Raw genomic sequence first — 6555 nt, forward strand, 5'->3', positions numbered from 1 at the left:
CGGGGGGGGTTGGTCCCCCCCCCCCCCCCCTCCCCCCCCCCCCCCCCCCCCCCTCCCCCCCCCCCCCCCCCCCCCCCCCCCCCCCCCCCCCCCCCCCCCCCCCCCCCCCCCCCAAGGGGGGTGGCGGTGGGGGTAGGGGGATCAGTGCTGCAGCGCGCGGTCGACGAGGGCGCCGGCCGCTCCGGTGTAGTGGGCCGGATCGCACAGCCGGGCCAGCCGGCCGCCGGCGCCGGCGGGCAGGCCCGGCAGGCGGGCCAACACCTCGGCCAGTGGCCGGCCGGTCGCCTCGGCGGTGTCCGCGGCCTCGGTGAGGAGCTTCTTCGCGGCCGCCCTGCCCAGCAGCGGGGCGAGACGGGCGGCCACCCGCTCCGACACGATCTGACTGCCGGTCATGTCCAGGTTGGTGCGCATGCGTTCGGGCCGGACCTGAAGCCCTTCGGCGAGTTCCACCGCGGTGTGCGCCGCGCCGCCGCTCAGCCGCAGACACTCGCGCAGCAGCTGCCACTCCGCGTGCCAGGCGCCGGCCGACCGCTCGTCCTCACCCATCAAACACTGCGTCAGCGCCGCGGACAGGGCCGGCACCTGCAGCGCCGCGCTGCGTATCAGGGTGGCGAGCACGGGGTTGCGTTTGTGCGGCATGGCGGAGGAGCTGCCGCGGCCCTCCACGGCGGGCTCGGCGACCTCACCGACCTCGGTGCGGGCCAGCGACTGCACGTCCACGGCGATCTTGCCGAGCGCACCGGCGGTGAAGGCCAGCGCCGAGGCCAGGTCGGCGACGGGGGTGCGCAGCGCGTGCCAGGGCAGCACGGGCCGCGCCAGCCCGGTCTCGGCGGCGAAGGCGTCGACCAGCCGATCCAGGTAGGCGCCCGGATCAGTCTGCCGCCCACCGCCATCACCGCCGCCGCCACTGCCGTCGCCGTCGCTGTTGTCGTCCGCGCCGTTGTCGTTGTCGAGGGCGGCGTATTCCAGATAGCCGGCCAGCGTGCCGGCCGCCCCGCCCAGCGAGACGGGCAGCCCGCCCTCCTGGACGGCGGCCAGACGCGCCTCGGCGTCCAGGACCAGCCGGCGCCAGCCCGCCGCCTTCAGCCCGAACGTCGTCGGTACGGCGTGCAGGGCCAGGGTGCGGCCCACGGTGAGCGTGTCGCGGTGCCGGGCGGCGAGGCGGGCCAGTGCGCGCCCGGTGCGCGTCAGGTCGGCCCGCATGATGCGCAGCGCCCGGCCGGCCACCAGCATGGCGCCGGTGTCGAAGACGTCCTGGCTGGTGGAACCGCGGTGCACGTACTCCGCGGCGTGCGGGTCGGCCTCGGCCACCACCGCGGTGAACGCCTTCACCAGGCCGACCACCGGGTTGGCGGTCTCCCGGGCGGCCAGCGCCAGAGCCCGCACATCCAGGCGGCTCGCGTCGGCGGCCGCCGAGATGCTCGCGGCGGCCTCCTTCGGCACGGTGCCCAGCGACGCCTGCGCCCGGGCCAGGGCGGCCTCGGCGTCCAGCATGGCCTGCAGCCACGCCTGGTCGCCGGTGGCCGCCTCCACCGGGGTGCCGGCCCGAACCGGTGACAGCAGCCCCACGTCGCTCGCTCCTCCCGGCGGGAGGCTCACACGATCACCCCGGACAGTTCACTGTCGGTGTCCACCGGCCGTACCCCGTCGGGCACATGGGCCACCGGCGGCAGCGCCAGCACCGCCAGGGCGATCGCGTCGGAGTCGCCCAGGGTCACCGAGTCGACGCCGGGCCGGATACCGGCCGCGGTCACCCAGTGCACCGACTCGGTGGGCACGCCGTAGGCGAAGCGCCGCGGGTGGGCGCGGCCGCGGCCGTCGAGCAGCCGGTAGGGCCGCTCGGTGACCGCGAGGCCGCCGGTCTGGTAGCTGGAGCCGCCGGTGCCGGCGATCGTGAACGGCGTCGCCTGGTCGGTGTCCAGCAGGTGCTGCAGCAGCGGGTCGTCGGTGCGGCGCAGGTCCGGTTCGGGCAGCCGGGCCTCGATCAGCGCGGTGGCCCGCACCGGCTCGCCCGGCACCGCCGACGACGTCGCCACATAGATGCCGGCGGTGGTGTCGATACGGACCTGGGTGCCCGGCCCGGTCACCGTCAGCACGCCCGCCTCGATCAGCGCGATCATCTCCTCGATGCGGGAGGCCGGCGGGCCGATCGACAAGAACGCGTTGAGCGGGGTGTACCAGCCCTCCAGGTCGTCACGGTGGGAGTTGCCCTCCAGGCCGCCGTGGTCGACCGCGAGCCGGATCTCGTTGCGCAGGTCGCGCAGCACGTCCAGGGCGGCCTTGAGCGGACCGCTGAGGTTGCCCTTGCGGGACTCCTCCACATCGCGGCGCAGATAGCCCAGCAGCCAGCCGGTGAAGTCCGCGCGATCGGCGAACACCCGCTCCCCGTACGGCCGCGACAGCCGCTCCCAGTCCCAGCGCTGGGCGGCGGGAATGCCGTAGGCGTCCAGCAGGGCGGAGGGATCGGCGTCCGGGGCCAGCTCCAGCAGCCGCCCGGTGAACTCCTCCCGCAGCTGCGGCTGTCCGCGCTCCACCAGCAGCGCGCCGTAGTAGACGCTCTCCACCTCGCGGGAGATCAGCGGCCACAGATCCTCGCCGAAGGTGACCGGCCGCCCGCCGGCCGACCGCTCGCGCAGCCCGGCGATGTACTGGGCCGTCAGCAGACGCGGGAAGTAGCGGCCGGTGGCGCCCTTCTCGTTCTCGCCGCGCGCGTGGTAGGGCACTCCGCGCCGGGAGAACGCGTACATCTTCGGCTCCTGCCCGGAGGGCCGGTAGACCAGCCCGCCGCCCGCCGCCCGCTCGAAACGGCCGCCGCGGCCCAGCGTGAACAGGGCCATGTGGTCGAAGAAGTTGAGGCCCAGCCCGCGCAGCAGCACGTTCTGCCCCGGCTCGATGCCGCTCAGGTCCAGGTCGGCCGGGTTGGCCGGGGTGACGTAGGTGAGGTGGTGGATGCGCGACAGGCTCGCCGTGCGCGCCTCACGCGCCGACAGCCGGGCCCGGACGTGGCCCTGGGCCATCACGACGGCGTCCAGCTCGTTGAGCCGGGTGCCGTTCTCCAGGCGGATGCCCTGCGGGCCGCCGGGCACCCCGTGCGTGTCGGCCGCGGCGACCGCCCGCGAGCGGTGCACCCGCACCTCCACATGGGCCGGCGCGCCGCGCACGATGCGTTCGAAGCAGTCACGCAGGTAGCGGCCGTAGAAGGCACGGGTGGGATAGGAGTCGGGGCCCAGCCGGCGCGCCTCGGCGACGACGCCGGCGTCCAGCTCGGCCGGGTCACCCAGCAGCGCCAGACCCTGCGCCCACTCGTGCAGGCTGGGGCCGGGCTCGATGGGGCCGTCGATGCTGGCGCTGTCGTCGCTGAACACGGTGATCTGCGAGGCCACCGTGTTCATCAGCAGGTGCTGCGACTGCTCGGTGCGCCACACGGTGCCGGCGCCGGGCGCCGAGGGGTCCACGACATGCACCGTGACCGCGCTGTGCGCCGGGCTGCGGCGCTCGTTGGCCAGCAGCCGTTCCAGGACCGACAGCCCGCGCGGGCCGGCACCAATGATGCACACCTCGAGGGTGCTGCTCATGCGGAAACTCCGTTTCTGGGCAGGGGGTGGCCGGCGGCCGGCGCACCACGTTCGCGGCCGGCCGGCCACCGGCGACAAGCAGGAAAGGACAAGGGGAGGCAGGGCGGCGGGGACCGGCCCTCGGGGGAGGGCGGGGCCGGTCCGCCGGGGGAGAGGCGGGCCGGCCCGGTGCGGGGCCGGCCCCCGGCAGGCGGGCCGGCCGGGTGCGGGGCCAGCCCCCGGAGAGGCGGGCCGGTCGGGTGCGGGTTCCGGTCGCGGCCGGGCGGGCGCGGCCCGGCCGGGCACGCCCGAACGCCGCCCGGCCGGTACGCGCGCTCACCGTCACTGGGGTGCTGCGGCCAGCAGGCGGGCCAGCTCCAGACGCTTGATCTTGGTGGTGGCGGTCTGCGGCAGGTCCTCCAGACGCCACTGGACCGGATCGCCCAGCGCCGGCAGGTCGATCACCGCGCTCTTCCACGCCAGCGGATCCAGCGGCGCGTCGTCGCGCGTGCACACCACCGGCACCGCCCGCCCGTCCGGCCCGGCGATGATGATGACCTCCACCAGCTCCGGCAGCCGCGTGAACAGCTTGTCCTCGATCTCCAGCGTGGACTGCACGCCCGGGATCTCGTCGACCTCACGGTCCAGCAGGTGCAGGCAGCCCCACCGGGTGCGGTAGCCGACGTCACCCATGCGCCACCAGCCGTCGTTGACCTGCTTCTGCCAGCGCTGGTGCTCACCGAGATAGGTGACGATCCGCCCGTCGCTCTTGACCTCGATGAAGCCGGGGTTCTCCCGGGTGACCGGCGCGCCGTTGCGGCTGACCACCCGCACCCCGGTCATGCCCGGGAACGGCACCCCCACGCAGCGGCCGTTGAAGTCGGCGCCGTCCTTGAGGGAGTAGGTGCGCGCGGCGATCGGGCCGACCTCGCTCTGCCCGTAGGCCTGGGCGAAGCGCCGGCCCTTGCGGCGCGACGCCTTGAGCAGGGTGTGCACGGTACGGGGGTGGATGGCGTCGAAGGTGGAGGAGAAGTACTTCACGTTCGCCAGCGGCTCGCGCGGGTCGTCGGCCAGCGTCTCCCAGCGCAGGAACGTGTTGGGGTGGGCCTCGATGAACCCGGGCGGGACCTGCGCGAACAGATCACCCACGGTCTGCGGGTCGTCGTCCCGCAGAACGATCAGCGGGTGGCCCTGCAGGATCGAGATGGGCATCGCCGTGAACATCCGCGAGTGCACGAACGACACATGGACGGCGACGGGCTCGCTGCGGCGCACCGCCGCGCCCACGACGGTGGCCTGCGGCCGGTAGCGGGACTGGAAACTCATCCCGGTGTGCACGGCCAGCTTCGGCGTGCCGGTGGTGCCGGAGGTGTGCGTGATGAGCGTGGGGTGGTCGATGGGCATGTCCACCGCCGGCACACGCGCCGCGCCGGCCAGCGCGGCGAACGAGGTCGCGCCCTCGCATCGGCCGGAGGCCAGCAGCACCGTGCGCGACAGGCCGAACACCTCGGCGGGCAGGTCGTTTTCGAGCTTGTCCTCATCGGTGACCAGAAACGGCTGCCCGACCCGGCGCAGCAGCTCGGCGACCGTCGCGCCGTCCAGTTTCGGCGACAGCAGCACCGGGATGCCCCCGGTGCGCGCGACGGCACAGGCCAGAAGGGAGATGTCGAAGTTGTCGCTCTTGTGCACCACGACGTGGTCCCCGGGACGCACGCCCACCGACCACAGCCGGGAGGCGAAGTCGTCCACCAGGTCGGCCAGTTCGGTCAGCGTCGCCCGCCGGCCCAGGCCGGGGGCGATGTCCAGGTCGTGGTCGAGGATCACGAAGTTCGCCGGATGCCGGGCGGCCGCTCGATCGAACAGCGTGCCCAGCCGAATTCCCTTGCTTCCTATTCGCTGGAGAAACATGTAACCGATCTCTCGTCCATGGCTGCGGAATCCTGAAAAGGGGGGTGGTGCCCGGCAAAAGAACTGACGGCCTGCCGGTGCGGGGTGAAAAGACGGCGCCTGTCTCAGTCCTTCTCCACGACGTCCTTGATACGGGCCAGGGTGTCGTCGAGGTCCTGCTCGAGCTTCGCGGTCCAGTCGGCGACGAACCGCTTGCGGGCCTCCTCGTCGAGATCCGCGACGATCTTGTGGATGCCGGCGGTGGCCTTGCCCATCCGGAAGTGGTGCACCAGCCAGGACGTGCCCTCGCCGGCGTCCTCGATGTCGAAGCCCCACACGGACTCCTGGCCCTCACGGGCGTGGGTGAGCATCATCCAGCGGAACGTCCGGCCCGGCTCGGCGGCCACCACACGGGCCTCGGTGTACCAGGTGCCGCGGATCAGCGGCGCCCAGCCGACCACACTCTCGCTGCGCAGGTTCTCGCCGCGGAAGACCGAGCCGACCGCCGAGGGCTCACCCTCGATCCACTCGCCGCCCATGCACTCCGGGCTCCACTCCTTGCTGCGCGTCAGATCGCTGACCACGGCGTAGGTCTTCTCCGGGGACACGGAAACACGAATTCTGGCGTCGAGTTCGAAGAGCGGGGAATTGTCGATGACGCTGTCAGTGTTCGCTGTCATGCCGGCAATCCTGCCGATCCCCGCGGAAGCCGGGCAATGAAGCCGATCGGTGTCCGTCAAGTCGAATTCCCATGTGTGTCAGGGGAGTTGACCGGGTGCGGGCAGTGGATCAATGCACGGCCGCACAGAGACGGGATCACGCGAGACCATGCGTGATCCCGCGGGATCACGCCGGAACGCGGCACGGTGTGCGACGGCGCGCGAGGACGATGTGCCCCGCGAAGGGCGGGCGCGAAGGGCGGGCGGGCAACGGCGGGGCGGGCGGGCAAGGACGGGCGCGGGGGAGAGGAGCGGGTGGGGACGGGCGCGGGGGAGGGGAACGGGTGGGGACGGGCGCGGGGGAGGGGAACGGGTGAGGGCGTCGCGGCGGCGGCCGCGACACCCTCACAGGCCGGCCCCTTCAGGCGCGCACGCGCAGCCCGAGTTTGCCGTGG

General features: G+C 73.7%; 4 protein-coding genes. All 4 read right to left on the reverse strand.

The annotated features are described in order from the left end of the window. Window positions 1–141: 141 nt before the first annotated feature. Entirely contained in the window at window positions 142–1599 is a 1458-nt protein-coding gene (locus tag AC07AZ_RS28885; RefSeq protein ID WP_478852803.1) for a nitrosuccinate lyase, read from the reverse strand. After that, window positions 1596–3575, reverse strand: coding sequence for an FAD/NAD(P)-binding protein (locus tag AC07AZ_RS28890; RefSeq protein ID WP_478852805.1), 1980 nt, complete (start codon window positions 3573–3575; stop codon window positions 1596–1598). The genes AC07AZ_RS28885 and AC07AZ_RS28890 overlap by 4 nt, the downstream gene beginning before the upstream one ends. 321 nt (window positions 3576–3896) lie before the next feature. Next, window positions 3897–5462, reverse strand: coding sequence for a class I adenylate-forming enzyme family protein (locus tag AC07AZ_RS28895; protein ID WP_478852807.1), 1566 nt, complete (start codon window positions 5460–5462; stop codon window positions 3897–3899). A gap of 104 nt (window positions 5463–5566) precedes the next feature. Next, entirely contained in the window at window positions 5567–6121 is a 555-nt protein-coding gene (locus AC07AZ_RS28900) for an SRPBCC family protein (protein ID WP_478852809.1), read from the reverse strand. Between the last annotated feature and the right edge of the window lie 434 nt (window positions 6122–6555).

The sequence above is a fragment of the Streptomyces sp. NPDC043878 genome, assembly GCF_056435735.1.